Source organism: Amycolatopsis xylanica, assembly GCF_900107045.1.
Taxonomy (GTDB): Bacteria; Actinomycetota; Actinomycetes; order Mycobacteriales; family Pseudonocardiaceae; genus Amycolatopsis; species Amycolatopsis xylanica.
Genome location: NZ_FNON01000005.1, coordinates 198,077 through 224,048, shown reverse-complemented (window position 1 = coordinate 224,048; position 25,972 = coordinate 198,077). Strand labels below are relative to the sequence as shown.

19 protein-coding genes are annotated in these 25,972 nt (G+C 70.2%); 13 read left to right on the top strand and 6 right to left on the bottom strand.

Going from position 1 to position 25,972, the window contains the following annotated elements:
- Positions 1 to 3: 3 nt before the first annotated feature.
- Together hemG and hemE are read right to left on the bottom strand one after the other, a co-directional pair.
- Positions 4 to 1,383 (bottom strand): protoporphyrinogen oxidase, encoded by a 1,380-nt coding sequence (gene hemG, locus BLV57_RS23930; protein WP_091292313.1) that lies wholly within the window; start codon positions 1,381 to 1,383, stop codon positions 4 to 6.
- Entirely contained in the window at positions 1,380 to 2,429 is a 1,050-nt protein-coding gene (gene hemE, locus BLV57_RS23925; RefSeq protein ID WP_091292312.1) for a uroporphyrinogen decarboxylase, read from the bottom strand. Before hemE ends, hemG begins: the two co-directional genes overlap by 4 nt.
- An 85-nt stretch (positions 2,430 to 2,514) precedes the next feature.
- Between hemE and BLV57_RS23920 the strand changes: the two genes are divergently transcribed.
- The 3 genes from BLV57_RS23920 to BLV57_RS23910 all read left to right on the top strand — a co-directional run bounded on the left by BLV57_RS23920 (position 2,515) and on the right by BLV57_RS23910 (position 6,206).
- Positions 2,515 to 3,078, top strand: coding sequence for a DUF3000 domain-containing protein (locus BLV57_RS23920; protein ID WP_176968781.1), 564 nt, complete (start codon positions 2,515 to 2,517; stop codon positions 3,076 to 3,078).
- A 1,087-nt stretch (positions 3,079 to 4,165) separates the two neighbouring features.
- On the top strand, positions 4,166 to 4,882 hold the full coding sequence (locus tag BLV57_RS23915; protein WP_091292310.1) for a response regulator: 717 nt from the start codon (positions 4,166 to 4,168) through the stop codon (positions 4,880 to 4,882).
- A gap of 100 nt (positions 4,883 to 4,982) precedes the next feature.
- Positions 4,983 to 6,206, top strand: a complete 1,224-nt coding sequence (locus BLV57_RS23910; RefSeq protein WP_091292308.1) for a ribonuclease D — start codon at positions 4,983 to 4,985, stop codon at positions 6,204 to 6,206.
- Between the two features lie 32 nt (positions 6,207 to 6,238).
- On the opposite strand, the gene BLV57_RS23905 is transcribed toward BLV57_RS23910, so the two are convergent.
- Positions 6,239 to 6,796 (bottom strand): TetR/AcrR family transcriptional regulator, encoded by a 558-nt coding sequence (locus tag BLV57_RS23905; RefSeq protein ID WP_245757487.1) that lies wholly within the window; start codon positions 6,794 to 6,796, stop codon positions 6,239 to 6,241.
- A gap of 222 nt (positions 6,797 to 7,018) precedes the next feature.
- On the opposite strand from BLV57_RS23905, the gene BLV57_RS23900 reads away from it, so the two are divergent.
- From BLV57_RS23900 to BLV57_RS23855, 10 genes are all read left to right on the top strand, one after another.
- Entirely contained in the window at positions 7,019 to 8,491 is a 1,473-nt protein-coding gene (locus tag BLV57_RS23900) for an amino acid permease (RefSeq protein ID WP_091292305.1), read from the top strand.
- Positions 8,492 to 8,501: 10 nt separating this feature from the next.
- Complete coding sequence (locus BLV57_RS23895; RefSeq protein ID WP_091292304.1) at positions 8,502 to 9,272, top strand: DUF1989 domain-containing protein; 771 nt, start codon at positions 8,502 to 8,504, stop codon at positions 9,270 to 9,272.
- Positions 9,269 to 9,871, top strand: a complete 603-nt coding sequence (locus BLV57_RS23890; RefSeq protein WP_091292302.1) for an urea amidolyase associated protein UAAP2 — start codon at positions 9,269 to 9,271, stop codon at positions 9,869 to 9,871. Before BLV57_RS23895 ends, BLV57_RS23890 begins: the two co-directional genes overlap by 4 nt.
- Positions 9,868 to 13,413 (top strand): urea carboxylase, encoded by a 3,546-nt coding sequence (gene uca, locus BLV57_RS23885; RefSeq protein ID WP_091292301.1) that lies wholly within the window; start codon positions 9,868 to 9,870, stop codon positions 13,411 to 13,413. Before BLV57_RS23890 ends, uca begins: the two co-directional genes overlap by 4 nt.
- A 269-nt stretch (positions 13,414 to 13,682) precedes the next feature.
- Positions 13,683 to 14,873 (top strand): thiolase family protein, encoded by a 1,191-nt coding sequence (locus BLV57_RS23880; RefSeq protein WP_091293163.1) that lies wholly within the window; start codon positions 13,683 to 13,685, stop codon positions 14,871 to 14,873.
- Positions 14,874 to 16,985 (top strand): 3-hydroxyacyl-CoA dehydrogenase NAD-binding domain-containing protein, encoded by a 2,112-nt coding sequence (locus tag BLV57_RS23875; RefSeq protein ID WP_091292299.1) that lies wholly within the window; start codon positions 14,874 to 14,876, stop codon positions 16,983 to 16,985.
- A 355-nt stretch (positions 16,986 to 17,340) separates the two neighbouring features.
- On the top strand, positions 17,341 to 18,759 hold the full coding sequence (locus BLV57_RS23870; protein ID WP_245757486.1) for a M1 family metallopeptidase: 1,419 nt from the start codon (positions 17,341 to 17,343) through the stop codon (positions 18,757 to 18,759).
- A gap of 194 nt (positions 18,760 to 18,953) precedes the next feature.
- Positions 18,954 to 20,552 carry a twin-arginine translocation signal domain-containing protein gene (locus BLV57_RS23865; protein ID WP_091292295.1) on the top strand — a complete coding sequence of 533 codons (1,599 nt, stop codon included), beginning with the start codon at positions 18,954 to 18,956 and terminating at the stop codon, positions 20,550 to 20,552.
- A 16-nt stretch (positions 20,553 to 20,568) separates the two neighbouring features.
- A complete protein-coding gene (locus BLV57_RS23860) occupies positions 20,569 to 21,630 on the top strand; it encodes an alpha/beta hydrolase (protein ID WP_091292293.1) in 1,062 nt (353 codons plus the stop codon).
- Positions 21,631 to 21,684: 54 nt separating this feature from the next.
- Positions 21,685 to 22,494, top strand: coding sequence for an LLM class flavin-dependent oxidoreductase (locus BLV57_RS23855; protein WP_091292290.1), 810 nt, complete (start codon positions 21,685 to 21,687; stop codon positions 22,492 to 22,494).
- Between the two features lie 2 nt (positions 22,495 to 22,496).
- Here BLV57_RS23855 and BLV57_RS23850 read toward each other — a convergent pair whose 3' ends face one another.
- The 3 genes from BLV57_RS23850 to BLV57_RS43395 form a co-directional block, all read right to left on the bottom strand.
- A complete protein-coding gene (locus tag BLV57_RS23850; RefSeq protein ID WP_091292288.1) occupies positions 22,497 to 23,624 on the bottom strand; it encodes a sensor histidine kinase in 1,128 nt (375 codons plus the stop codon).
- Positions 23,621 to 24,298: a response regulator transcription factor gene (locus BLV57_RS23845; RefSeq protein ID WP_176968780.1), complete on the bottom strand. Its 678-nt coding sequence runs from the start codon at positions 24,296 to 24,298 to the stop codon at positions 23,621 to 23,623. Before BLV57_RS23845 ends, BLV57_RS23850 begins: the two co-directional genes overlap by 4 nt.
- A 101-nt stretch (positions 24,299 to 24,399) precedes the next feature.
- On the bottom strand, positions 24,400 to 25,875 hold the full coding sequence (locus BLV57_RS43395; protein ID WP_176968779.1) for a PucR family transcriptional regulator: 1,476 nt from the start codon (positions 25,873 to 25,875) through the stop codon (positions 24,400 to 24,402).
- Positions 25,876 to 25,972: the final 97 nt, after the last annotated feature.

Sequence of the window (25,972 nt, the reverse complement as noted above, 5' to 3'; positions counted from 1 at the left end):
CATTCATCTTGTCAGAAGCCGGTTGACCGCCGTCGTCGCCGTGGCCACACAAGCGGGTAGTCCCACCCCGTGCAGTGTCGCGCCCGCGACGGCCAGACCTGGGATTTCGCCGACGGCCCGCTCGATGCGGTCGACGCGGTCCAGATGCCCGGCGCCGTATTGCGGCAGCCCGCCACCCCAGCGGGTGACGATCGTCTCGACCGGCTCGGCCGTGACGCCGGTGAGATCGGCCAGATCACGCCGGACGGCGGCGATGAGCTCCGAGTCGTCGACCTGCAGGACCCGCTCCTCGCCGAACCGGCCGACGGAGCCGCGGACCAGGACCGGCCCGTCGCCGTAGTGGGCCCACTTGCGCGTCGAGAAGGTGAACGCCTTCGCCGCGAACGGCTTGCCCGCGGAGTCCCGTTCGCCAGCGCCGATCAGGATGCCGGAGATGTCCGGCAGCTCGGCGCCTTCGGGCAACGCCATCGCCACCACGGCCATCGACGCCAGCTCGATCTCGCCGAACGCCGCCGACGCGGCGGGCACGATCCCGTCGAGGAGCTTGCGCGCGGACGGCGCCGGGACGGCGAGCACGACCGCGTCGAACTCCCTGACCTCGGTGGACGTGGTCGCCCCGATCTCGAGGCGCCATCCGTCGGCAGATCGCCGGAGCGAGCGCACCGGAAGCCCGAGCCGGACGTCGGCCTTGGCCAGCTCGGCGAGACGGTCGATCACCGTGCTGAGGCCGCCGACGGTCGTGCCGAACACCGGCGCGGTGCTGCGGGATTTCGGCAGTTGCGCCGCCGCGGCCGCGGTCAGCGAGCCGGCACCCTTGGCCACGGCGGCGGCCAGGCCCGGCATGGTCGCGCGCAGGCCGAGGCCGTCCGCTCCCCCGGCGTAGACGCCGCCGAGCAGCGGGTCGACGAGCCGGTCGACCAGTTCGTCGCCGAACCGGTCGCGCAGCAGCCTGCCCAGCGGAACGTCCCGGTCCGGCAGGGACAGCGGCAGGGTCGCCTCGGCGGCGACGGCCTGGCGGCCCGTTTCCGACAGGATCCCGGCGACGGCTTCGGCCGACGCGGGCACGCCCATGACGGTGCCCGGCGGCAGGCCACGCGAAGTCCCGCCCGCGCGGATGGTCGCCCGCGCGCCGGTCGGGTGCGTGAGCTGAGCGTCCAGCCCGATTTCCTGGACGAGCGCGAGCATCTCGGGGCGGCGCGCGAGGAAGGCCTCGGCGCCGACGTCATAGGCCTGACCGGCGAGTTCGATCGTGCGCAGCTTGCCGCCGAGTGCCGTGGCCGAGTCGAAGACCACGATCTCGGCCGCGTCACCGAGTGACTGGCGCAGCCGGTACGCGGCGGTCATCCCGGAGATGCCACCGCCGACGACCGCGACCGTCCTCACAGCGAATGGACCAGCTCGACGACCTTGGTCAGCACCTCGGGCTCGACGCCGGGCAGCACCCCGTGGCCGAGGTTGAAGATGTGCCCGCTGGCCGCGCGGCCCTCGTCGGCGATCCGCCGGACCTCGGCCTCGAGCACCGGCCACGACGCGTGCAGCAGCGCCGGGTCGAGGTTGCCCTGGACGACGGCGTCGCCGCCGAGCCTGCGGACGGCCTCGTCGAGCGGGATGCGCCAGTCGACGCCGACGACGTCCGCGCCCGCGTCGCGCATGGCGGCCAGCAGCTCGCCGGTGCCGACGCCGAAGTGGATCCTCGGCACGCCGTACTCGGCGACGCCTGCCAGCACCTTGGCCGAGTGCGGCAGCACGAACTCGCGGTAGTCCCGCTCCGAGAGCGCCCCGGCCCAGGAGTCGAACAGCTGGATCGCGTCGACCCCGGCGTCGAGCTGCGCGCGGAGGAAGGTCAGCGCGACCTCGGCGAGCCGGTCGGCGAGCGCGTGCCAGACCTCCGGCTCGGAGTGCATGAGCGCCTTGGTGTGCTCGTGGTTGCGGCTCGGCCCGCCCTCGATGAGATAGGAGGCGAGCGTGAACGGCGCGCCGGCGAAGCCGATCAGCGGCGTCTCGCCGAGGCGCTCGACCAGCAGCCCGACGCCCTCGGCGACCTTGCCGACCTGGTCGGCTTCGAGCACCGGGAGCGCCTGGACGGCGGCCTTGTCGCGCACCGGCGACGCGACCACCGGGCCGGTGCCGGGCACGATGTCGATGTCGACACCGGCGGCCTTCAGCGGCACGACGATGTCGCTGAACAGGATCGCCGCGTCCACGCCGTGCCGCCGGATCGGCTGCAGGGTGATCTCGGCGAGCATCTCGGGGTCGAAGCAGGCGTCGAGCATGGCCACGCCCTCACGGAGCGCGCGGTACTCGGGCAGCGAACGGCCTGCCTGGCGCATGAACCACACGGGGAGCCGCGAGGGCTTGCCGCCGGCGGCCGCCACGAGGAAGGGGGCGTCGGGCAGTGCGCGGCGCCGCGTCTGGAGTGTAGGAGACATCGTTTACATCGTATGGCTCTCGGCTGAGCGGCTTCTCGGCGCGTCTACCTCGGCTTCGGCAGGTTCCCGCCTTACAGTCGGATTCGTGACCGCGATGACGCAAGCGCCCGAGGTGTTCCGTGAAGCCGTGGCCGCGCTGCGCTCGGTGGTTCCCCGCCGCGAACTCGAGCTGGAAACACTGCGCGCGCCCCAGCGGCTCGCGCCGTGGTCGTACGCGATCAGCTGCGAAAGCACCGGTCCGGCGGACGTGCTCGCCACCGGGCGGCTGGTGCTGCTGCACGACCCTGACGGCCAAGACGGCTGGGACGGCGTGCTCAGGCTCGTCCTTTATGTACGCGCGGAGCTTGACCGCGAGCTGGCGACCGACCCGTTCCTCCCGGCCGTGGGCTGGTCCTGGCTGACCGACGCGCTGGAAGCGTCGGGCGCGACCTGGACGGCACTGGGCGGGACGGTCACGGAGACCTCGTCCGCCCGCTTCGGCGACATCTCGGGCCCGCCGCGGACCGACGACCTGGAGCTCCGTGCCTCCTGGACCCCGGTGGACGCCCAGCTCCGCCCGCACGGCGAGGCGTTCTGCCAGGTCATGTCGAGCGTGGTCGGCCTGCCGCCGGTCGGCGTGACCATGTTCGGCCAGCGCCAAGGCTCGTGAGTGTTCCGGCCGGTTAGAACCGGCCACGCCACTCACGACCCCCTCTCTAACGCGGGCGCCTGGCCACGCCCGAGGTGACAGCCCAAGGTGACAAAGGGCGCCCTTGTCACTTCTAGCCTCACAAGGGCCACCCTTGTCCCGTCGCGCCCGCCCGCCCGCCCGGACACTCGTGTCGACCACCCAGGCACCTCGTGTCGAGCACGCGGGCTTAGGCGGCTCGCGGACCCGTTCGCAAGCCGTCGGCGGCGAGCGCTCGGTCCGCACCGCCCAGCGACACGTACCAAAGCGAGACCCGAGTTTGGGCCATTCGATGGCCGAAACTCGGGTCTCGCGGGGCTCAAACTTCCCCCAACCCGCTGGCCGAGCCCACTTTGTCGCATTTGCCCAACCTTGAAGGGCTCCCGGAGGGAACGAACGGGGCTTTTGTGTCGCTCAGCGCCGCGAAAGTGGCGTCCGTGCGGATCGGCACCCCGGGGAGAGCGGCCCGCCGCGCCGGGCTGGCATGCGGCCGAGTGACACGCTGGGCCATTCGCGCGCCCTCAGTGCCGATGTGAGGGGTTTTCACGTCCCAGGGGTATACGGGTGTTCACCTGAGCGCTCTAGCCCGTCTGGCGGCTTGCCAGCGGCCGTTCACTATCGTGAACCCGGCCGTGTCACTCACCGCAACAAGATCAACTTCTCTTCATGTTTTGGTGAATGCCGTTCACTGCGCGGGCGCGGTCTTCCGCGCGTCGCCCGGCGTGTCGCACCGAAATCATCAAAAACGGCGTTTTCCATGCGGATGAAAGGCGACCGAGGCGGTTGCACGGGCCATCTGCACGATCGCTCCGCAACCGGCAAAGGGGTTTCATCGTGTTCCCAGGGCGATCCGTTAGCCACGGGCTGTTCACTAGCCCGATCGTGTGACAACGAACCCGCTGAGTAACCACTAGTTCCAGATAGATACCCGTTCGATCCCCCCGAAACGCCTCTCAGACAGCTACAGTGCCTTCGACGACACCACTTTCGGTCTAAAGCTGGCGCGGCTAAACGGCCGAAGGTCCCGGTGCCGGTCGGGGGGCACGACCGACTCCAGGGAGGTAGTGACGTGGCTACCGTCGGCTTGAATCAGGCCGTCCGATCCACGCCAGCCGGTGCTTTGCCGGCGAGCATGGTTCCGCACCCGCGGGAAGAGCTTTTTTCCGTGCTGGTGGTCGATGACCACCCGCTGCTGAGGGAGGCAATAGCCGCACGACTCGCACAAATGGGTGCGGGCACAGTTCACGAGGCCGCCACGGTGGCCGAGGCGAGGGCGAGGGCAACGGCCACTGGGCCGTGCGACCTGGCGATCCTCGATCTCGGCCTACCCGATGGCAGCGGCATTGAGCTGGTTACGGAACTCCGTAGCCAGGGCTGGCCTCGCGTGGTTGTGCTCGCATCATCCGACGACCCGTACGCGGTCAGGTCGGCGTTCCAGGCCGGAGCTCAGGCATACCTGCTGAAATCCGCGTCGCCGGTGGTTGTCACCGACGGCGTGCGCAGGGTGCTCGAGGGCGGCGTGTACGCGGACCCGAGCGTGGCTCCGGTCCTGGCCACCGGCACGCGTGTTGCCGGCACCGACAACACCCCGCGCGAGCTTTCCGCGCGCGAGGTCGAGGTGCTGCAGCTCGTCGCCGACGGCCAGTCCAACAAGGAGATCGGAGAGGAACTCAGCCTCTCCGCGCTCACGGTGAAGTCACACCTGTCCCGCATCGGGCGCAAGCTCGGGACCGGCGACAGGGCTCAAATGGTGGCGTTGGCGATGCGCGCAGGCGTTATTCGCTGACTCGGACATCAACTCTACGGGGCGGGCTGACCAGGCGCGGTACGCCCGTCCCGTAGGGTCGTCAGTTGTGCAAACCGCAGACCAGGGATTCGACGACGCCATGGAACCGCCAGAACCGATACTCCTGAAGGAGCCGGTCGACGGCACTCCACCGGTGATCGTCGACGCCGCCCAGCTCGCCGAAGCCTGCTCGAAGCTGGCGGCGGGCACGGGAGCGATCGCGGTCGACACCGAGCGCGCCTCCGGCTATCGCTACTGGCCGAAGGCGTATCTGGTGCAGCTCCGGCGTGATGGGGCCGGCACCTTCCTGATCGACCCGATCGCACTGGAAGGCGAGCTCGCACCGCTCGCCGAGGTGCTCAACGGGCTTGAGTGGGTGCTGCACGCGGCATCCCAGGATCTGCCCTGCCTGGCGGAGCTCGACCTGCATCCCGCGAGCCTGTTCGACACCGAGCTGGCCGGACGGCTGGCGGGCTACGACAGGGTCGCGCTCGGCACGCTGGTCGAGAAGCTGCTCGGCTACACGCTCGAAAAGGGCCACAGCGCGGCGGACTGGTCCAAGCGGCCACTGCCCGTCGACTGGCTGAACTACGCCGCACTCGACGTCGAGCTGCTCGTCCAGCTTCGCGAGAAGCTCGAAGCCGAGCTCGACGCCCAAGGCAAGCTCGAATGGGCCCAGCAGGAGTTCGAGGCCGTCCGGACGGCACCGCCGCCCGCGCCGAAGGCCGAACCCTGGCGCCGCACCTCCGGCGTCCACAAGATCCGCAGCGCCCGCGGCCTCGCCGCCGTGCGCGCGCTCTGGCAGGCCCGCGACGAACTCGCCCGCAAACGCGACCGCGCGCCCAGCCGGGTGCTGCCGGACAGCGCGATCATCAACGCGGTCTCCGTCGACCCCAAGACCGTCGCCGAACTGCAGGCGCTGCCCGTGTTCGGCGGCCGCGTCCAGCGGAAGTACACCGCCTCCTGGCTCCGGCACCTCCAGGCCGCGAAGCAGCTGCCCGCCTCGGAGCTGCCCAACCCGGCGCAGCCGAACGATGGTCCTCCGCCGCCCAACCGCTGGGCGGACAAGGATCCGGACGCGGCGGCCCGGCTTTCGGCCTCCCGCGCGGCGCTGATCGCGCTCGCGGAGCACCACCGTCTCCCGGTGGAGAACCTCCTGCTGCCGGACCTGGTCCGGCGCACCTGCTGGCGTCCGCCGTCGGACCTGAGCGAAGCGTCGATCGCGGAGACGTTGCGCGAGGGCGGCGCCCGGCCGTGGCAGATCGCGCTGACCGCGCCCGAGCTGGCCAAGACCCTGCTTGCCAAGGCCGCCAAAGAGTCGTGAGTGGTATGGCCGGTTCTAACCGGTCATAGCACTCACGAGTCCTTGAGGAGGCGGAGCGCGGCCGCGTGGAGCATGGCGCCGGGTTCGGTGCCGGTGATGCGCAGTACCGCGTCGGCGCCGTGCCGGGCGTGGGCCTCGATGTCGACGTCAGGGGTGTCGCGGCGCACGAGAGCCGTGCTCTCCACCAAGCCGAAGACCAGGTCGGTCAACGCCGCCGCCCCGCCGATCAGTGCGCGGTAGGCGTCCTTGAGCTCGAACCGCTCGGCACGGAAGTCAGCCAGGCCCGGCGAGCTGATCTCGGGCAGCAGGTAGAGCGCGCCGAGGTTGTGCGGGCCGCCGCCGAGCAGGTGGATGTCCGAGTAGCTCAGCGCCCAGAGGCGCGTCGAAGCCGGGGCGTCGACCTTCAGGAGCGCGCGGGCGACGTCCAGCGACGGCCGGACGGTCTCGGCGAGCAGCGCCGCCAGCAGATCTTCCTTCGCCGGGAAGTGGTAGTAGAGCGAGGCTTGACGCAGGCCCGCGCGTTCGGCGATGGCGCGGGTGGTCGTCGCGGCGTACCCGGCGCCGGTGAAGAGCTCCGCGGCCGCGTCCATGACGGCTTGTCGCGCGTCCTGTCTGCTCGCTGCCGCACCACTCGCTCTTGGTCTGCCGACTCCGCTGCTCATCTTCGAGATCTTGCCCGCTTACCGGCCCGGACCGCTATGCGGAAGTGAAACAGCATGCAATTTACATACAGCTAACCTGACTGGAACGGGTTCGTTCCCGGCCGGGCTTAATTTCGGTCGCCTGATCGAAACCACTTCAAGGAGCCGCCGGTGTCCGAACTCGCAGAATTCGGCTACAAACAAGAACTCCGCCGCTCACTCGGGGGTTTCTCGGCCTTCGCGGCCGGATTCTCCTTCGTCTCGATCCTGACCACGGTGTTCCAGTTGTTCGGCTTCGGCTTTTCCTTCGGCGGGACGCTGTTCTTCTGGACCTGGCCGCTCGTCATCGCCGGCCAGCTCATGGTCGCGCTCAATTTCGCCGAACTCGCCGCGCGCTTCCCGCTCGCCGGAAGTGTGTACCAGTGGGCGAAACAGCTCAGCCGTGGCTTCGGCGGCTGGGTCGCGGGCTGGATGATGCTGATCGGCTGCGTCGTCGCGCTCGCCTCGGCCGCGATCGCGCTGCAGGTCGTGCTTCCCTCGGTGTGGAGTGGTTTCCAGCTCGTCGGGGGCGACTCCTCGGTGACGTCGCCGACCGGCGCGACCAACGCGGTGCTACTCGGCGCGCTGCTCATCGTCTTCACCACGGCCGTCAACGCCGCGGGCGTGCGCGTGATGGCGCGGATCAACGACATCGGCGTCGCGGCCGAACTGCTCGGCGTCGTCGTGCTGCTGACCGGGCTGGGCCTGTTCGCCGTGCGCGGGCCCCAGGTCGTCACGCACGGGACCGGCGAAGCGGGTGTCGGCGGCGTACTCGCCTCCGCGCTGATGGCCGCGTACGTGCTCTACGGCTTCGACACGGCCGCGTCGGTCGCCGAGGAGACGAAGAACGCCCGCAAGTCGGCGCCTCGCGCGGTGCTGCGCGCGCTGCTCGTGTCCGGGCTCGGCGGCCTGGCGCTCGTCCTGTTCGCGCTGATGGCCGCGCCGAGCCTGACCGACGGGCAGCTCGCGGGCCAGGGCCTGCCCTACGTCATCAAGGCCGTCTTCGGTGACACGCTCGGCCCGATCTTCCTCGCGGACGTCGCGGTCGCCGTGGTCGTCTGCACGCTGACCATCCAGACCGGCACGATCCGGCTGATCTACGCGATGGCCCGCGACCGCGCGCTGCCCGGCTCCCGCGCGCTCGCCAAGGTCAACGCCCGCACCGGGACCCCGCTCGCGCCCGCGCTGCTGTCCGGGGCGCTCGCGATCGGCCTGCTGCTGCTCAACGTCGGCAACCCGACGCTGTTCAGCACCCTCACCGCGACCTCGGTCGTGGTCGTCTATCTGGCGTATCTGCTGGTCACCGGCCCGCTGCTCGTCAAGCGCCTGCGCGGCACCCTGCCGTCGGCCCAGCCAGGCTGGTTCGCGCTCGGCCGCTGGGGCGTCGTGGTCAACACGCTCGCCGTGCTCTACGGGCTCGCCATGATCGTCAACATCGCCTGGCCGCGCGCCGAGATCTACGACCTGGCTGGCACCGGATCACCGTGGATGTTGCTCTTCCCACTCGAATTCGTGGCAGCCACGGTGGTGATCGGTTGGCTATGCTGGCTTCGTTTGAAACCAGCCGGAACCCCAGCACTCGAACCCGTCCCCGCAGTGTCCTGAAAGGACAGTCATGAGCACCGCGACCACGTACGGAGCCCGCGACCACGCCCGCGCCCAGGACGGCACCATCGTCGAGACCATGCCGACGATCCCCGCGTCGAACTGGCCCGAACCCCCACCTGGGGTGAAGGCCGAGGACCTGGTGTGGGCCGAAACGGTCGCGGGCGACGGCTACACGCACAAGGTGCTCGCGCGCGGCACCGAGCTCCGGCTGACCGATCTCGACGGCGACGCCTGCGCGCACCTGCTGCTCTTCCACGCCGACCAGCCCTGGGAGCGGCTCAACGTCGCCGACACCGTCAAGGTGCAGTGGAACGCCTACCTCGGCAAGTCGGTCGCGCTGCTGTCCGACCAGGCGAGGGTGCTCGCCACCATCATCTCGGACGACTCCGAGCGCCACGATTCGCTGTGCGGCGCGTCGCCGAAGGCGCTGGCCTCGTTCACCGTCGCGGCCGCGAAGCACGGGCTGACACCCCGCGATCTGCCGCCGAGCCTTTCGCTGTTCCAAGGCGTCCGCGTCGAGGACGATGGCGGGCTGGAGTTCGAAGGCTCCGCCGAGGCCGGGTGTTCGGTGACACTGCGCATCGAGCTACCGGTCGTCGTGCTCATCGCGAACTCGGCCCATCCACTCGATTCCCGTGGCCAGGTCTCGAATCTGCGCGTGCTGGCCTGGAAATCGAAACCGTCCACACCGGACAGTCCGGAGTGGAACGCGACGCCGGAGGCCCGGCGTGCCTTCGAGAACACCGCCGACTATCTGACCGCGAGGGGGCTGGCGTGAGCGTCATCCTGGACACCGAAGTGCCCGCCATGGCGCCGTTCTCCACCATCGTCCGCGAGGGCCAGACGCTGGCGATCATCGACCTGCACGGCAACCAGGCCGTCGACTTCCTGGTCTACGACGCCGAGGACACCGCGCAGCGCTACAGCGCGGCGGCCACGATCGCCGCGCAGCGCAACATCTTCCTGACCACCGGAAGCGTGCTGCGCACGGCCGAGAGCAAGCCGCTGATGACGGTCGTCAAGGACACCTGCGGCCGCCACGACACCATCGGCGGCGCGTGCAGCAAGGAGTCCAACACCTTGCGCTACGGCCAGCACACCCGTCACCAGCACGCCTGCGTCGAGAACTTCCTCAGCGAGGGCGCGAAATGGGGACTCGGCAAGCGTGACCTGGTCAGCAATGTCAACTGGTACATGAACGTCCCGGTCGAGAAGGATGGCACGCTCGGCATCGTCGACGGGATCTCCTCGCCGGGGCTGGAAGTCCAGCTGCGCGCGGAGACCGACGTGCTGGTGCTGGTCTCGAACTGCCCGCAGATCAACAACCCCTGCAACGGGTTCGACCCGACCTCGGTCCGCATGGTGGTCACCGGATGAAGCTGCTGATCGCCAACCGCGGCGAGATCGCCGTCCGCATCATCAGATCAGCGCACGAACTCGGCATCCCCTGTGTGGCGGTGTACTCCGACGCCGACCGGACCTCGGCGCACGTCCGGCTCGCGGACGAGGCCGTCCGGCTCGGGCCCGCGATCGCGCGCGACAGCTATCTCCGCGGCGATCTGATCATCGAGGCCGCGCTCAAGACCGGCGCGACGGCCATCCATCCGGGATACGGCTTTCTTTCCGAGGACGCGGCGTTCGCCCGCGACGCCGAGGCGGCCGGAATCGCGTTCGTGGGACCGGCACCCGGGCACCTGGAAGTGTTCGGCAGCAAGCACACCGCGCGCGAGAAGGCCATCGAAGCCGGGGTCCCGCTCCTGGCTGGCACCGGCCTTCTGTCCGATGTGGACGAAGCGCTGGCCAAAGCCGCCGAGATCGGCTACCCGGTGATGCTCAAGGCGACGGGCGGCGGTGGCGGTATCGGCATGCGTGCCTGTCACACGGAGGCCGAGCTGCGGGTGGCGTGGGAGTCCGTGCAGAGTATCGCCGCCAAGAGCTTCGCCAACTCCGGCGTGTTCCTCGAACGCCTCGTGACCCAGGCGCGGCACGTCGAGGTCCAGGTTTTCGGCGACGGGCATGGCGAAGTGCTCGCGCTCGGCACGCGTGACTGCACGCTGCAGCGCCGGAACCAGAAGGTCGTCGAGGAATGCCCGGCGCCGGGCCTGCCGGAAGAAGTCCACAAGCGACTGTCCGAAGCGGCCGTCCGGTTGTGCTCCTCGGTGCGCTATCGCTCCGCGGGCACCGTCGAGTTCGTGTACGACCCGGTGCGCGAGGAAGCGGCGTTCCTGGAGGTCAACACCCGGCTTCAGGTCGAACACCCCGTCACCGAAGCGGTGTACGGGATCGATCTGGTCGCGTGGATGCTCCAGCTCGCCCAAGGTGAGCGGGACATGTTCGCCACTCCCCTGGTCCCGCGCGGGCACGCCGTCGAAGCACGCGTCTACGCCGAGGACCCCGCGCTCGGGCACCGTCCCAGCGCGGGCTTGCTGACGGGCGTCACGTTCCCGCCGGATGTCCGGGTCGACACCTGGGTGGAAGACGGCACGACGGTCACCACGAACTACGATCCGTTGCTGGGCAAGGTGATCTGCCACGGCGAGAGCCGCGACGAGGCCGTCGCCAAGCTGCTCGCCGCGATCGAGGCGACCAGGGTCGACGGCGTGCGGACCAACCTCAGCCACGTCGCCGCCGCGCTCGCCGACCGGCGTTTTCTCAGCGCGGACCACGACACGGCCACGCTCGACACCATCGCCGACCCGGCGCCGCGGATCGACGTTCTGCGCGCAGGCACGTCGACAACCGTGCAGGAATGGCCTGGCCGCACCGGGTACTGGCACGTCGGCGTGCCGCCGAGCGGCCCGATGGACGACTTGTCGTTCCGGCTGGGCAACCGCGCACTCGGCAATCCCGAAGGCGCGGCCGGTCTCGAATGCACTGTGGACGGTCCGGAACTGCGGTTCGGCGAGACAGCCACGGTCTGCGTCACCGGCGCTCCGGCGGAAGTCACGGTCGACGGCACGGCGGTTCCACAGTGGACGCCGGTCACGGTGCCCGCCGGGTCCACACTGGACATCGGCCCCAGCACCGCGGGCCTGCGGACCTACGTGCTCGTGCGCGGCGGGCTGGACGTCCCGGATTTCCTGGGCAGCAAGGCGACTTTCACGCTGGGCAAGTTCGGCGGCCACGGCGGCCGGACGCTCAAGGCCGGCGACGTGCTGCGTCCCGGCGAGCCCGTCAGCGACCTGATGCGCCCGGTTCCGGAGTCCGAACGCCCGGCCTTCACCGAGCACTGGGAGATCGGCGCGCTCGAAGGCCCGCATGCGGCGCCCGAGTTCTTCACGCCGGACGACATCGACACGTTCTACCGCACCAGCTGGCGTGTGCACTTCAACTCGGCGCGCACCGGTGTCCGGCTGGTCGGCCCCCGGCCCACCTGGGCGCGGGAGGACGGCGGCGAGGCGGGATTGCACCCGTCGAACATCCACGACACCCCGTACTCGGTCGGCGCCGTCGACTACACCGGCGACCTGCCGATCCTGCTCGGCCCCGACGGCCCCAGCCTCGGCGGTTTCGTCTGCCCGGCGACCGTGGCGACCGCGCAGCGCTGGAAGCTCGGGCAGCTCCGTCCCGGCGACACCGTGCGGTTCGTGCCGGTCAGCGACTCGCACGCGTCCGGCCTGCGCCTGCGTCCCAACGGGACGGTCCCGGCAAGCCGCAAGCCCATCCGGGACGGCGGCATCCTCGGCCAGGTCGGTGACGTCACCTACCGGCGCAACGGTGACGACAACCTGCTCGTCGAGTACGGCCCGATGCAGCTCGACTTCGCGCTGCGGATGCGGGTGCACGCGCTCGCCGAGCGGCTCCAGGCCGAGAACGTGCCCGGCATCGTCGACATCACCCCCGGCATCCGGTCACTCCAGGTCCACGTCGACCCGGAAACCCTGCCTGTGCAGAAGATTCTCGGGCTGGCCAAGGAGATCGAGACCGAGCTACCGGCCACAAAGGACCTCGTGGTGCCCAGCCGGACCGTCCGGCTGCCCCTGTCCTGGGACGACCCGGCCACGCGCGAGGCGATCGAGCGCTACATGACCGGCGTCCGCGACGACGCGCCGTGGTGCCCGTGGAACATCGAGTTCATCAGGCGGGTCAACGGACTGTCCAGTGTGGACGACGTGTACCGCACGGTGTTCGACGCGCAGTACCTGGTGCTGGGCCTCGGCGACGTTTACCTCGGCGCGCCGGTGGCCACCCCGCTCGACCCGCGCCACCGGCTGGTGACCACCAAGTACAACCCGGCACGCACGTGGACGGCCGAGAACTCGGTCGGCATCGGCGGCTCCTACCTGTGCATCTACGGCATGGAGGGCCCCGGCGGCTACCAGTTCGTCGGGCGGACCGTGCAGGTGTGGAGCGGCTGGCGCCAGCGCGGCTCGTTCGAGCCGGGTTCGCCGTGGCTGCTGCGGTTCTTCGACCGCATCTCCTGGTACCCGGTCGACGCCGACGAGCTGCTCGACCTGCGCGCGGCCAGCGAGGCGGGCGAACTCGAGCTCGACATCACCGAGGGCGAGTTCGCGCTCGCGGACTACCAGCGGTTCCTGGCCGACAACGCCGACGACATCGCGGCGTTCCGCACCAAGCAGACGACGGCCTTCGAGGCCGAGCGCCAGGCGTGGGCGGCGGCGGGCGAGTTCGACCCGAAACCGGAGCCTGTGTCGGTCGCCGCACCGGCGAACGTGCAGGCCCCGCCGGGCGGCCACGTCGTCGAGGCCCCCTTCGCGGCGACGGTGTGGCGCGTCGACGCGCGGCCGGGCGACGTAGTGAACGCGGCCGGCGCGCTGGTCACGCTCGAAGCGATGAAGACCGAGACCGTGATCCCCTCGCCCGCCGAGTACGAGGTGCTGGAGATCCTCGTTTCCCCAGGTGACGAGGTCGCGCAGGGCACACCGCTGGCCGTGCTGGCCAAACGCCAGGACGCCTAGCAAAAGGGGTCGTGAGTGTTTTGACCGGTTCTAACCGGCCGCAACACTCACGACCCCCAGTCTGGGGGCGGTAGGGGTGCGCGAGTAGGGACAGGTCGCGCCGCGCGTGGCACGCTCGGTGCGGCCCCTGAGTGTGCTTTCGCCCACTCGACCGGGGCACAAGCCTGGTTACCCGCCGGTAACAAGGGCTATGGTTCGGGCAGAATTCCCAATCGCAAGGAGCATTCGTGGCCGCACCAGGAACCGCGCTCGCGCCGGACGCGCGCGCGGTGCGCACCGTGGCCTTCGTCGAGGGGGTACGAACCCCGTTCGGCAAGGCGGGCGACAAGGGCATCTACGCCGGCACCCGGGCCGATGACCTGGTCGTCAACACCATCCGCGAACTGCTGCGCAGGCACCCCGAGCTACCGCCGGAGCGCGTGGACGAGGTGGCGATCGCCGCCACCACCCAGATCGGTGACCAGGGCCTGACCATCGGCCGGACCGCCGCGATCCTCGCCGGGCTGCCCAAGTCGGTGCCGGGCTTCGCGCTCGACCGGATGTGCGCGGGCGCGATGACCGCCGTCACCACCACCGCCGCCGGCATCGGCTTCGGCGCGTACGACGTCGTCATCGCCGGCGGTGTCGAGCACATGGGCCGCCACCCGATGGGCGAGGGCGTCGACCCGAACCCGCGCATCATCGCCGACAAGCTGGTCGACCCGACCGCGCTGGTCATGGGCCAGACCGCGGAGAACCTGCACGACCGGTTCCCGCACATCACCAAGCAGCGCACCGACGCCTACGCCGCGCGCAGCCAGGAGAAGTACGCCGAGGCCGTCAAGACCGGCAAGATCGGGCCGGAGCTGGTGCCCGTCGCCACCCGGTCGGCCGAACTCGGCTGGGGCCTCGCGACCGAGGACGAGCCGCCGCGCCCCGGCACCACGCTGGAGCAGCTCGCGGGTCTCAAGACGCCGTTCCGCCCGCACGGCCGGATCACCGCGGGCAACGCGGCCGGGCTCAACGACGGCGCCACCGCCGCGCTGCTCGCCGACGAGGCGACCGCGCGGGAGCTGGGCCTGCCGATCGGCATGAAGCTGGTCGGCTACTCGTTCGCCGGCGTCGAGCCGGAGGTGATGGGCATCGGGCCGGTGCCCGCCACCGAGAAGCTGCTCAAGCGGACCGGTCTGTCCATTGAGGACATCGGGCTGTTCGAGATCAACGAGGCGTTCGCCGTGCAGGTGCTCGCCTTCCTCGACCACTACGGCATCGCCGACGACGACCCGCGCGTCAACCAGTGGGGCGGCGCAATCGCTTGCGGTCACCCGCTGGCCTCCTCCGGCGTTCGGCTGATGACGCAGCTTTCGCGTCAGTTCGCCGAGCGCCCCGACGTGCGCTACGGCCTGACGACCATGTGCATCGGCATCGGCATGGGCGGCACCGTGATCTGGGAGAACCCGGCTTTCGAGGGGAAGAAGTAAATGACTTTCACCGCTGAAGAAGCGCAGAAGGCCTTCCCTGACGAGGTCGTCACGAAGGCCGTCACCCGGCTCGTGAAGGTGCCGGGGCTGGACAAGCCGGTCGCGCTGATCACCTTGGACAACGGGCTCGACCACACCCGGCCGTCCACCTTCGGGCCGCAGGGCCTGGTGAGCCTGAACTCCGCGCTGGACGTGGCGTTCGCCGCCGAGCCCGCGGCGATCGCGGTCACCGGCAAGCCGTTCATCTTCGCCGTCGGCGCGGACCTGTCCGGGGTGGAGTCGGTGTCCGACCCGGAGCTGGCGCGCCAGATCGCGCAGACCGGGCACGATGTGTTCCGCAGGCTCACCGAGACCAAGGTCCCGACGTTCGGGTTCATCAACGGCGCGGTGATGGGCGGCGGGCTGGAGCTCGCGCTGTCGTGTCACTACCGGACGCTGTCGGAGAACGCGGCGGCGATCGCGTTCCCCGAGGTGTTCCTCGGCCTGTTCCCCGGCTGGGGCGGCACGCAGCTGCTGCCGAACCTGATCGGGCCGGACGCCGCGGTGACCGTGATCATCGAGAACGCGCTGGCGCAGAACAAGATGCTGAGCGTCAAGCAGGCCGCCGAGCTGGGCATCGTCGACGAGGTGTTCGGGTCCGCCGACTATCTGGAGCAGTCGCTGCTCTGGCTGTCCAAAGTGGTCCGTGGCGAGATCACGCCCGCACGCCGCGAGATCGACCGCGGCGCCGAGTGGGACGCGGCGCTCGCCCGCGCCAAGGCCATTGTGGACGGACGCACGCACGGCGCGTCGCCCGGCGCGACCAAGGCCGTCGAGCTGCTGGAGCTGGCGCGCGAGAACGACCTCGACCGCGGCTACGCGGCCGAGACCGACGGGCTCGCCGAGTTGCTGATGAGCGACGTCCTGCGTGCCGGGCTGTACTCGTTCAACCTGGTCAACAAGCGGGCCAAGCGGCCTGCGGGCGCACCGGACAAGTCGCTGGCGCGCAAGGTGAACAAGGTCGGCATCGTCGGCGCCGGGCTGATGGCGAGCCAGATGGCGCTGCTGTTCGTCCGCCGCCTCAAGGTGCCGGTCGTGCTGACCGACGTCGACCAGGCGCGTGTGGACAAAGGTGTGTCCTATGTGCACGGTGAGATCGACAAGCTTCTGGCCAAGAAGCGCGTCTCGCAGGACGGCGCCAACCGGCTGAAGGCACTGGTCACCGGTTCGCTCGACAAGGCCGCGTTCGCCGACGCCGACTTCGTGATCGAGGCCGTCTTCGAGGAGCTCGGCGTCAAGCAGAAGGTCTTCGCGGACCTGGAGCAGTACATCAAGCCCGAAGCGATCCTGGCGACGAACACCTCGTCGCTGTCGATCACCGCGATGGCGTCGGGCTTGCGGCACCCGGAGCGGGTGGTGGGCTTCCACTTCTTCAACCCGGTCGCCGTCATGCCGCTGCTGGAGATCGTCCGCGCCGAGAAGACCGACGACGCGACGCTGGCGACCGCGTTCGCGCTGGGCAAGTCGCTCAAGAAGTCCAGCGTGCTCGTGAAGGACGCAAGCGCTTTCGTCGTCAACCGGCTGCTGCTGCGCTTCCTCGGCGAGGTGCTGATCGCCGTCGACGAGGGCACCCCGTTCGAGGTCGCGGACAAGGCGCTGGAGCCGCTCGGCCTGCCGATGACCCCGCTGGTGCTCATGCAGCTGGTCGGCCCGGCGATCGCGCTGCACGTCGGCGAGACGCTGCACGAGGCGTTCCCGGACCGCTTCAAGGTCAGCGAGAACCTGGCCAAGTTCGTCAAGGCGGGCAAGTCCGGCGTCTGGCAGTGGGACGCCGCGGGCAACGCGACGGTCGACCCCGAGGTCGACGCGTTGTGGCAGCGCGGCGACGCACCGTCCACAGAGGACGAGGTGCGCGCGCGGGCGCTGGCGGCGATCGCCGAGGAGATCCGGATCATGCTCGACGAGGGCGTGGTCGCCCAGGCGCAGGACATCGACCTGTGCCTGATCCTCGGCGCGGGCTGGCCGTTCTGGCTCGGCGGCATCACGCCGTACCTGGACCGCGCTGGCGTCTCGGAAAAGGTCAACGGCAAGCCGTTCCTCGCCCCGGGCGTCGCCTCGGTCCCGGCGGGCTAAGGGCTCGGTGGGCAAAGCGGGCTTTATCCCGGGCGCTTGCCCGGGATAAAGCCCGCTTTATCCCGCCGCCGCAGGGCCGGTGAGTGCGGTTCGCGGCGTTGAACGCCCTGATTCCTCCTCAGTCAACCCGCTTGACCAAGCCTGATGAACGCGGCGTATGTGACGCTGACCGTTACATACGCCACTTTTGTGCGATCCGGCGCAGGGCGACCGCGCCCAGGGCCCGCCAACCGCGGCAGGGCAAGCGACGTATAGCCCCCGCATCCGGGATAAAGCCCGCTTTATGCCGGTCGACAACGCGCACGCGAATGCCGGCGACAAGTACTTGTCCGGTGTTCGACCTGGAGGAGTGTGCGTGAGATCGACCAGACGTGTGACAACCCTGTTCGCGGCGGTTCTGCTGTGCGCGAATGTCGGCGCGGCCGCGGCGAGCCCCGATGGCCTGCCACGGCCAGGCAGCGACGGCGCGGGCGACAGCTACTTCCCGCTGAGCGGCAACGGCGGCTACGACGTCGCCGAGTACGACCTCGACATCGGCTATGTGCCGTCGTCGAAGGAACTCACCGGCCAGGCCAAGATCTCGGCGAAGGCCACGCAGTCGCTGAGCTCGTTCAATCTCGACCTGCACAAGCTGACCGTCGACGCGGTCAAGGTCAACGGCGTGCCCGCGAAGTTCTCCCGCACGGGCGACGAACTCACCGTCACGCCCAGGCTGCCGTTGTGGAAAGGCCTGCCGTTCACGGCGGAGATCACCTACCACGGTGTGCCCGAAGCGCTCGAGAATCCCCGGTCGGGCCCCGGCGGCTGGCGGTTCTCCGAGTCAGGGGGTGCCTTCGTGCAGGGGGAACCGCTCTCGGCGTCGACCTGGTTCCCGGCGAACGACACACCCCGGGACAAGGCCGCCTTCCAGCTCGCGGTGACCGTGCCCAGCGAGTGGACCGTCGTCGCGAGCGGGCGGGAAACCGGGACACGTACGTCGCCGCGCGGCACCACGTACCTGTGGTCGCAGCGGACGCCCGCCGCGCCCTACCTGGTCACCGTGGCCATCGACAAGTGGAAGATCGTGCGCGGCAAGATCGGCGACGGCGTCCCGACGGTCCACGCGTTCCAGCCGGACAGCGACGATGCAGAGAACCAGCGGATCGTCGACGATCTGCCCTCGATCATCGGCTTCTTCTCAGAGCAGTTCGGGCCTTATCCGGTCGATTCGGCGGGCGGCATCTTCCTGCGCGGCAGCGAGTCGAACCATTCGCTGGAGACCATCGGGCGGCCGATCTACAGCAGCGGCGGCCGCGAGACGATCATCCACGAAACCGCGCACCAGTGGTTCGGCGACGCTGTGTCGGTCGGCGGTTGGAAGGACATCTGCCTCAACGAGTGCCTGGCCACGTACGCGCAGTGGATCTTCCCGTCCGGCGACCCGGACTCGAACATCGACAGGTACTACGACTTCAAGCTCGGCCAGTACGACCGCTTCATCGGCTGGGACGACCCGGCGGACAAGCTCTACGACATGGGCAGGGAGAACCTTTTCCGCGCGGTGTACGACAAGGGGCCGCTGGCGATCCACGCCCTGCGCCGCACCGTCGGTGACGACACGTTCTTTCAGCTGCTGAAGACCTGGGTCGCCGAGCATCGCGACGGCACCGCGACCACGCAGGACTTCCAGAGGCTCGCGGAGCGGCTCTCGCACAAGAACCTGCAGCCGTTCTTCGACGCCTGGTTCTACCACGTCGGCAGGCCCGCCGAGGAGTTCCTGCACCCCAAGGCCTAGCGGGTCGTGGATAAAGCGGGCTTTATCCCGGGCGTTTTTCCCGGGATAAAGCCCGCTTTATCCCGGGCGGGACCTCACGTGACATTCCTGACAGATCGCGAGCGGCGCATGGGGCGTTCTCCGGCACGACACCGTCCGTTCACCGGCTGCGTTTAGCGTCCAGCCGACTTCATCGGCTCGGCAGCAGGAGTGACATGACCAGCGAGAACGTGGACCGCCGTGGGTTCCTGAAGCGGGCGGGACTGCTCGGCGCGGCGGCCGCCGCGGGTGGGCCCGTGCTCGGCGCGCGGCCTGCCGAAGCGTCCGGGATCGAGCTGGATATCGATCTCGGGCTGCTGTTCGGGCGGGAGAGATACCAGTGGCTGGCCGGGGACCATCACATCCACACCCAGTACTCGTACGACGCCATGTACACAGTGGACCGGATCGTCGGCGGCGGGCGGCGCAACGGCGCCGACTGGATGGTCATCACCGACCACGGGCACGCCACGCACGAGAAGTCCTCTGTGGAATCGACGAGCAAGGATGTCCTTGCCGCACAACGGAAGTACCGCGACACGCTGCTGTGGCAGGGCATGGAGTGGAACGTGCCGGGCGCCGAGCACGCGACGCTGTTCTTCCAGGCCGGTGCGAACCAGGCGGCGAAGCTGCGTGAGTTCGAGCGGAACTTCGACTGGCGGCTGACCGGCACCGAGGCGGGCACGCCCGCGAACGAGGCGAAAGCGCTTGCCGCCATCCGGTGGCTGGTCGAGCAGGAGCGCACCGGGCAGATCCACGCGCCGGTCGTGCTGATCAACCACCCGCTGCGCAACGGCCGTGTCTCCCCGCACGAGCTGCGCGCGCTGCGGGACGCGGCGCCCGGCATCGTGATCGGGATGGAAGGCGCGCCCGGCGCGCAGGCCGACGGGTTCCCGGTCCCGCTCGGCAACGGGCAGGGGCACCGCGGCGGGTACGGCAACTCCCCCGGCGCCAACTCGTGGGCCGGGTTCCCGGCCGAGGCGTACCGCACCTACGGCGGGTTCGACTGGTCGGTCGCGAAGGTCGGCGGGCTGTGGGACTCGATGCTGGCCGAGGGCAAGCCGTGGTGGATCACCAGCAACTCCGACGTGCACTACGGCCGGGGTGACACGCTCGTCCGGCCGCAGGTGCCGGACGGCTGGTACGACGGCACCGGCAAGTACCCCGACCCGATCGAGACCGGGGTCAAGCAGTTCTTCCCGCCCTACGCGGACTTCTACCCCGCCGAGTTCAGCCGCACCTATGTCGGCGCGACGCGCCGCAGCTACGAAGGCGTGCTCGAAGGCCTGCGCGCGGGCCGTGTCTGGGTGAACCACGGCGGGCTGGTCGACGCGCTCGAGGTCGGGGCGCGCGGCGGCTGGGGTGACACGGCGACGCTCGGCGGCAGGCTGCGGGTGCGGCGCGGCGACTCGGTCACGGTCGTCGTCTCGGCGCGGCTGGCGAGCCAGCCCAACGGCGGCGGGTCCATCCCGAGGCTGGCCAGGCTCGACCTGATCTCGGGCCCGGTCACCGGCAAGTGCGATCCCGACACCGTGTCCGCTCCGGGCACCCGGGTGGTCGACTCGTTCGAACCGCGCTGGGCTCCGGGCAGGCACGTCACCTTCCGGCACACCTTCCGCAACGTGCGTGAGCCATTCTACGTCCGCGTCCGCGGCACCGACGGCAAGCGGCACGCCGACGGCGGTATCGAGCCGATCGCGGACGTGGTCGGCCAGGCGAACCCCTACGAGGACATGTGGTGCTACGCCAACCCCATCTTCGTGGACGTGCGCTGACGGTAAGTTCGGCCGTATGCCGAGACGCCTCTTCCTGCGCGCGATCATGGCCGCGCTGCGGTTCCTGCTGAACCTGCCGGAGCCGCTGCTGCGGGTGGTCGCCGGCCGCCCCGTCGAGATCGACGGGCAGCGGCTGGCGACCACCGCGCAGGTCATGATCCGCGTCTCGAAACTGGCGCCGTTCGACTATCCGCACACCAACGGCAGCGTCGAGCGGGCGCGCGGTGAGCTGAACGCGGCGGGGGTGCTGGCGGGCTCCGGCATCCGCGCGCGGGTGCGCACCACCGATTCGTCGTGCAAGGGACCGGGCGGGGCGATCCCGCTGCGGCTCTACGAACCGCACGGGGTCGCCGCGCCCGGCCCGGCGCTAGTGTTCTTCCATGGCGGCGGTTTCGTGCTCGGCAGCATCGACACGCACGACGGCGCGTGCCGCTATCTGGCGGCCGAAGCGGGCGTTCGCGTCATTTCGGTCGACTACCGGCTCGCGCCCGAGAACCGCTTTCCCGCCGCGGTCGAGGACGCGCTCGCCGCGTTCGAGCATGTGCGCGCCAACTCCGCGGACTTCGGCGCCGACCCGGGACGGATCGCGGTCGGCGGCGACTCCAGCGGCGGCAACCTCGCGGCGGTCGTCGCGCACGCGGGCGCGCGCGGGGACATCCCGTGCCCGGCGTTCAGCCTGCTGCTGAACCCGGCGACGGACGCGTTCGGCACGCACGCGTCGCAGGAGCTGTTCGGGCTCGGTTTCCGGCTCGACACCGAGGAACGCGACTGGTACCGCGACAGCTATTTAGTCGACTTGGCGCTTTGCCGAGACCCGCGCGCGTCGGTGCTGTACGACGACCAGCTCGACGGCCTGCCGCCGACTTACGTGGCTACGTCCGGCTTCGATCCGCTGCGCGACGAAGGCGAAGCGTACGCGCGCCGTCTCCAAGAAGCCGGGGTTCCGGTCGTTCTCAGGCGGCATGAAGGGCTGCTCCATGGCTTCGCGAGCCGCGCGGGTGTCGACCCCGACGCGCGCGTCGCCTTGCAGCACGCGGCAGGTGTCTTACGCGCCGGTTTGGCGCTCACCACCCCATGAGCCTCGCGTTTTCGACATACTGGAAGAAGTCGAATTCCTTGGGGTGATGGAAAAATGCCATTCCGGTTCGGAGTCGTCGCGGCCCCGCAAAGCGGCGCTGACCAGTGGCTGGCCACCGCGCGCCGCGCGGAGGAGCTGGGCTACTCGACCCTGCTGACGCCCGACAACCTTTACCTGCCTTCGCCATCGGTCTCGCTCGCCATCGCGGCGGGCGCCACGACCACGCTGCGTGTCGGCACCTTCGTCTACGCGGGCCCGCTACGGACGCCGCGTGCGACGGCTTGGGAAGCGCACAGCCTTGCGCTGCTCACCGGCGGCCGGTTCGAGCTGGGCATCGGCACCGGGTTGCCGTCGATGCGCGAGCAGGCCGAAGAACTCGGCCTGCCCTATGGCGACGCGGCGGAACGCCTGGAGCAGATCGGCACGACGATCGATCACGTCCGGCGGCTCGACGGCGAGCAGCACACACCGGTGATGATCGCGGCGCGCGGCCCGAAGGCCCGCGCGCTCGCGGCCGCCCGCGCGGACATCGCGATGCTCTCGTTCGACACGCTCGAGACCCGTGCCGGGGCGAAGGCGATCATCGACGACATCCGCACGGCGGCCGGTGACCGCGAACTCGAGTACGCGATGAACATCTTCGTGGTCGGCGAGGAGATCCCGCCGTGGATCCAGCGCTTCATCGGCGCCGGCATCGAGACGCTGATCAAGCACGACTCGCTGACCATGGTGCGCGGCAGCATCGACGAGATGGCCGCCGAGCTCGAACGGCGGCGCGACGAGTTCGGTGTCTCCTACGTGACGGTGAACGGCGCGTTCATGGAGGAGTTCGCCCCGCTGGTCGAGCGCCTCGCGGGCAAGTAGGCCTAGCGCAGGGCGGGCAGGCGGACCGTCACCGACAGCCCGCCGCCGACGACGGGCTCGGCCGTCACCACGCCACCGTGCGCCTGCACGGCGGCGCGGACGATCGACAGGCCGAGCCCGGCGCCGTTGCGCGCGGTCCGTGCGACCCCCGCGCGGCGGAACGGCTCGAACAGCTCCTCCACCATCGCGGGATCCACCAAGCCACCGGAAGAACGCACCTGCAGGACCGACCATTGTGGACTCGGCAGCACGGTGACGTCGAGCCAGCCGCCGTCGACGTTGTGCCGCACCGCGTTCTCCAGCAGGTTGCCCGCGACGCGTTCCAGCAGCGCCGGATCACCGAAGACACCGGCGGGCGGCGTCCGGAAGTCGGCGCGGATATGGCGATGCTCGGCCTCGCGTTCGACCGCGCGCCAAGCACTCCCGGCCACGGCGGCGAGGTCGACCGGTTCGCGGACGACCAGCCCGGCGCCATCGGTGCGGGCCAGCAACAGCAGAGAGTTGACCAGCTGGCCTGCCCGCTCGGTCGCCTCCCTGACCACGCCGCCCATCCGGCGCAGCTCGGCCTCGTCCGCGTCGTCGTCGGCGAGCGTCACGTCGAGCTCGGTGCGGATGACCGCGAGCGGGGTGCGCAGCTCGTGGCTGGCGTTCGCGACGAACCGGCGCTGCGCGTCGAACGCGGACTGCAGCCGGTCGAGCATGTCGTCGAAGGTGTGCGCGAGCTCGGCCAGCTCGCCGCGCGACTCCCGCGAGCCGATGCGCTCCCCCATCGACTCGACCTGCAGCCGCCGCGCGGTGCCGGTGATGTCGCGCAGCGGCCGGAGCACGCGCGAGGTGAACGTCCAGGCGAGGATCCCGGCCGCGCTCACCACGAACACGAACGCGATCGAGCCGAAGACGAGCACGTTCCGGCGCGCGTGCCTGCGCAGATGATCGGCGAGCGCGGACGCGTCGACGTCGATCCCGTCGACGCGGACCGCGGTGCCCGGCGGCATCTGCGGCACGGCCGCGACGGCGTCACCGACGAGCTTCCATGCCAGCCAGAGCAGGCCGAGGCTGGCGACGGCGGTGAGGCCGGTGGCCAGCAGTGTGATGCGGGCTCGCAGGCCCCGCACCGGGATCAGTTTCACCCCGCAGTTGTACCCGTCGCCGGTACCCGGTAGCCCGACCCCACGACGGTTTCGATGATGCCGGGTTCGCCGAGCTTCTTGCGCAAGGTCATCACGGTGACCCGCACGGTCGTGGTGAACGGGTCGGCGTTCTCGTCCCACACCCGTTCGAGCAGCTCCTCGCTGGAGACCACGGACCCGGCCGCGGACAGCAGCACCTCGAGCACGCCGAACTCCTTGCGGGTCAGATCGACCGGCCCGGTGCTGCGGCGCACGGTTCGCTTGGCCGGGTCGAGCTCGACGTCACCGGCGGTCAGCAGCGGCGGCGCGGCGGGCGTCGCGCGCCGCCCGAGCGCGCGCACCCGCGCGACCAGCTCGGGGAAGGCGAACGGCTTGGCCAGGTAGTCGTCGGCGCCGAGCGAAAGCCCCTCGACCCGGTCGGAGACGGACCCGCTCGCGGTCAGCATCAGCACGCGCGTCAGCTCACCCGAGCTGACGATCTCGCGGCACAGCTCGTCGCCGGACATGCCGGGCAGGTCCCGGTCCAGCAGCACCACGTCGTACCGCGTGATGGTCGCCTTCTCATGGCCGTCGTCGCCGTTGAGCGCGATGTCCACGGCCATGCCCTCACGACGCAGACCACGCGCGATCGCGTCGGCCAAGGGCTCTTCGTCTTCAACTACCAGAATCCGCACTCCACTACGGTGCCATAGTTTCCTGAGAGTGACCTTTAAGGACTTGACACCCGGGCGAGGGACTCGTGAGCGTTGCGGGCGGTTCTAACCGCCCGCAACGCTCACGAGCCCTTCGCCCAGCGCAGGGCGAACCACAGCTCCATCCGCGTCTCAGGGTCCGCGAGGTCGACGTCCAAGGCACGCTCGATCTGCCCGATCCGATGCCGCACGCTGTTCCGATGCACGCCCAGCGCCGCGGCCGTCCGATCCCACCCGCCGTGATGGGCCAGCCAGGTCCGCAACGTCTCGACCAGTTCGCTGTCCCGTGACTCGTCCAGCGCACGCAACGGCGCCAGCACCGACGCCGCGAAACCGCCCGCAGCGGCAGGCGTGATCAAGGAAGCCAGGCCCAAGCCCGCGGCATCCGCGACGACCGGGCGCTGCAAAGCCCGCGCCCGGTCCAGCAAAGCCTCCGATTCCGCCAAAGCATCAGGCAAGCCCGAAGCAGGCACCGAAGTCCCCACCACCGCCAGCCAGCCGTGTGCCCGGAGATCGTCCACGTCCGGAACGGCGGAGGCGATCGCGACGAAACCGTCGGCCGTCACCTCGACCAGCGGGGTGTCCAGACGCGCGCGCAGCCAGTCGTAGCGCGACGCGACCTCGTCCGGGCCGCGCCGGTAAGGAACCCCGCGGACGAGCCGGGATTCGCCCAGTCCGACCGCCCGGCCGAGCAGCAAAGCCGTCGCGACCGCGCCCAGCGAAGCGGCGTCCGAGCCCGTCCGCCCGGCCAGGCCGAGCAATGCCGCGCCCACCGCGAGGATCGCGCGGTCGGTGCGGTCGAAGCGCTCGGCGCGTCCGGTCACCAGCAGATGCGAGGCCGTCGCCTGCGGGTAGACCGGCTGGGCGACGACGAAAGTGCCGTCCGGCAAGGAGGTCGACGCGATGCGGATGCCCGAGCCTGCGCGCAGGGTGGCGAGCAGGTCGCCCACTTCCGGGGGCAGCGGGCGGGGTGCGCCGCGGTCGGCCGCGAACTCGCCGGACGCGTCCACGAGGGCGACCCAGGCGTCCATGCGGGTGGCCAAGGTGGTCGCCAGTTCGCCCAAGCCGTCGCCCGCCGCGCGGGTGAGGGCTTCGCGGGCTTCGGCGACGCGGCGTTGCTCGCGGTGGGAGGCGTCGCTCAGCGCGTCGGCGACCGCGCGGCTGATCGCGAGGAACGGGGTGCGCGGCGGGACGACGAGCAGGGGCAGGCCGTGGCGGATGCAGGAGCGCCTGAGCCGGTCCGGGAGCGCCGGGTACAGCTCCGGGGTCAGGCCGAAGCCGAGCGCGGTGATGCCGCTCGCGCTCAGCCCGCGCACGTAGAGGTCGACTTCCTCCGGTGAGGACGACAGGTTCACGCCCGCCGACAGCAGCAGCTCGTCGCCCAGCAGGTACGGCCCGGGCTCGCGCATCTCGCTGACGTGCGCCCAGCGGACCGGCAGGTCGAGCGCGCCGGGACGGAGGCTCTCGGTGACGAAGCGGAGGCCGAGATCCAAGTTGCCGGCGACCGCCCGTAACGGGACATTTACGTCGGAGGCCATCAAGTCCGGGTTTGTGGTCATTTCATCCGCAAGATACGTCACCAGGGATGAAATGTCCCATGTCGATCAGGGTGACGCCGACCCTACGGTGGCCCGAACAAGCAGGACCGAGCAGTGA